We start from the raw sequence: 2,500 nt of genomic DNA on the forward strand, positions 1-2,500 counted from the left end.
AAAGAGAATGTTACGTGCGTTTAGCAGACCTGGCAGCGACCTACTCTCCCGCGTCTTGAGACGAAGTACCATTGGCGCTGGAGCGTTTCACGGCCGAGTTCGGAATGGGATCGGGTGCAGCCGCTCCGCCATAACCACCAGGTCGGCAAAGCGCACGTAATCGAGAAGCTGTTTTGTGCCGAGGCGCGAGCAGTGATGCCTTCGGGCTGTTGCCCGCAAGCGCGACTGCGCGTCGCCGGTTCATCCGGCGCCCTCGCGGAGCTTAGGCCCTTTAGGGCCGCTCAAGCGTGAGCGCTTTTTGATGAGCATTAGGAATGAGAACGATCAAGCCGATCGAACTATTAGTACCGGTAAGCTTCAAGCGTTGCCGCTCTTCCACACCCGGCCTATCAACGTGGTCGTCTTCCACGGTTCTCAGGGAATACTCGTTTCAAGGTGGGTTTCCCGCTTAGATGCCTTCAGCGGTTATCCCGTCCGTATATAGCTACCCTGCTATGCGGCTGGCGCCACAACAGGTCCACCAGAGATACGTCCATCCCGGTCCTCTCGTACTAGGGACAGATCCTTTCAATATTCCTACACCCACGGCAGATAGGGACCGAACTGTCTCACGACGTTCTGAACCCAACTCACGTACCGCTTTAAATGGCGAACAGCCATACCCTTGGGACCTGCTCCAGCCCCAGGATGCGATGAGTCGACATCGAGGTGCCAAACAACCCCGTCGATATGGACTCTTGGGGGTCATCAGCCTGTTATCCCCGGCGTACCTTTTATCCGTTGAGCGATGGCCCTTCCACACGGGACCACCGGATCACTATGACCGACTTTCGTCTCTGCTCGACTTGTCAGTCTCGCAGTCAGGCAGGCTTATGCCATTGCACTCAGCGAACGATTTCCGACCGTTCTGAGCCCACCATCGCGCGCCTCCGTTACTCTTTAGGAGGCGACCGCCCCAGTCAAACTACCCACCATACATTGTCCCGGACCCGGATAACGGGCCGCGGTTAGACATCCATAGTAATAAGGGTGGTATTTCAAGGGTGGCTCCACCAAGGCTGGCGCCCTGGCTTCAAAGCCTACCACCTATCCTACACATGCCACTACGAATGCCAATGTAAAGCTATAGTAAAGGTGCACGGGGTCTTTCCGTCTAACCGCAGGAACCCCGCATCTTCACGGGGAATTCAATTTCACTGAGTCTATGCTGGAGACAGCGGGGAAGTCGTTACGCCATTCGTGCAGGTCGGAACTTACCCGACAAGGAATTTCGCTACCTTAGGACCGTTATAGTTACGGCCGCCGTTTACTGGGGCTTCGATTCAGAGCTTGCACCCCTCCTCTTAACCTTCCAGCACCGGGCAGGCGTCAGACCCTATACGTCGCCTTGCGGCTTCGCAGAGCCCTGTGTTTTTGATAAACAGTCGCTACCCCCTGGTCTGTGCCACCCTCCCATGCTTGCGCATAGAAGGGTCACGCTTCTTCCGAAGTTACGCGTGCAATTTGCCGAGTTCCTTCAGCATAGTTCTCTCAAGCGCCTTGGTATACTCTACCTGACCACCAGTGTCGGTTTCGGGTACGGTCTATAAGTGGGAGCTATTTCCTGGAACCGCTCCGCTGCCCTTCCAATCCGATAAGGTTGGACAACTTGTGCAATCCGTCACTACCCACAGGCCCACGAATATTAACGTGGTTCCCATCGACTACGCGTTTCCGCCTCGTCTTAGGGGCCGGCTAACCCTGCTCAGATTAACTTTAAGCAGGAACCCTTGGTCTTTCGGCGGGGGAGTCTCTCACTCCCCTTACGTTACTCATGTCAGCATTCGCACTTCTGATACCTCCACCGCCCCTCACGGGTACGGCTTCGACGGCCTACAGAACGCTCCGCTACCGCTCGTGATTGCTCACGAACCCTAAGCTTCGGTGTATGGCTTTAGCCCCGTTACATTTTCGGCGCAAAGACCCTTATTTAGACCAGTGAGCTGTTACGCTTTCTTTAAATGATGGCTGCTTCTAAGCCAACATCCTGGTTGTTTTGGGATCCTCACATCCTTTCCCACTTAGCCATAACTTGGGGACCTTAGCTGTAGGTCAGGGTTGTTTCCCTTTTCACGACGGACGTTAGCACCCGCCGTGTGTCTGCCGACTAGTACTCCTGGGTATTCAGAGTTTGCTTAGGTTTGGTAATCCGGTGAGGACCCCTAGCCCATGCAGTGCTTTACCCCCCAGGGTATTCGGTCGACGCTCTACCTAAATAGATTTCGCGGAGAACCAGCTATTTCCGAGTTTGATTGGCCTTTCACCCCTAGCCACAAGTCATCCCGAACTATTGCAACAGTTATGGGTTCGGTCCTCCAGTAGGTGTTACCCTACCTTCAACCTGCTCATGGCTAGATCACTCGGTTTCGGGTCTAATGCGTCGAACTGAACGCCCTGTTCAGACTCGCTTTCGCTGCGCCTACACCTACCGGCTTAAGCTTGCTCGACACACTAAGTCGCT

General features: G+C 54.8%; 2 rRNA genes (1 of these 2 cut by a window edge). Both read right to left on the reverse strand.

Going from position 1 to position 2,500, the window contains the following annotated elements:
* Nucleotides 1-27 precede the first annotated feature (27 nt).
* Nucleotides 28-142: ribosomal RNA gene (rrf, locus tag L4923_RS30465) — 5S ribosomal RNA — on the reverse strand.
* A 178-nt stretch (nucleotides 143-320) separates the two neighbouring features.
* Nucleotides 321-2,500: ribosomal RNA gene (locus tag L4923_RS30470) — 23S ribosomal RNA — on the reverse strand (it continues 620 nt past the right edge of the window).

It is taken from the genome of Terribium retamae, assembly GCF_022347545.1.
Taxonomy (GTDB): Bacteria; Pseudomonadota; Alphaproteobacteria; order Rhizobiales; family Rhizobiaceae; genus Mesorhizobium; species Mesorhizobium retamae.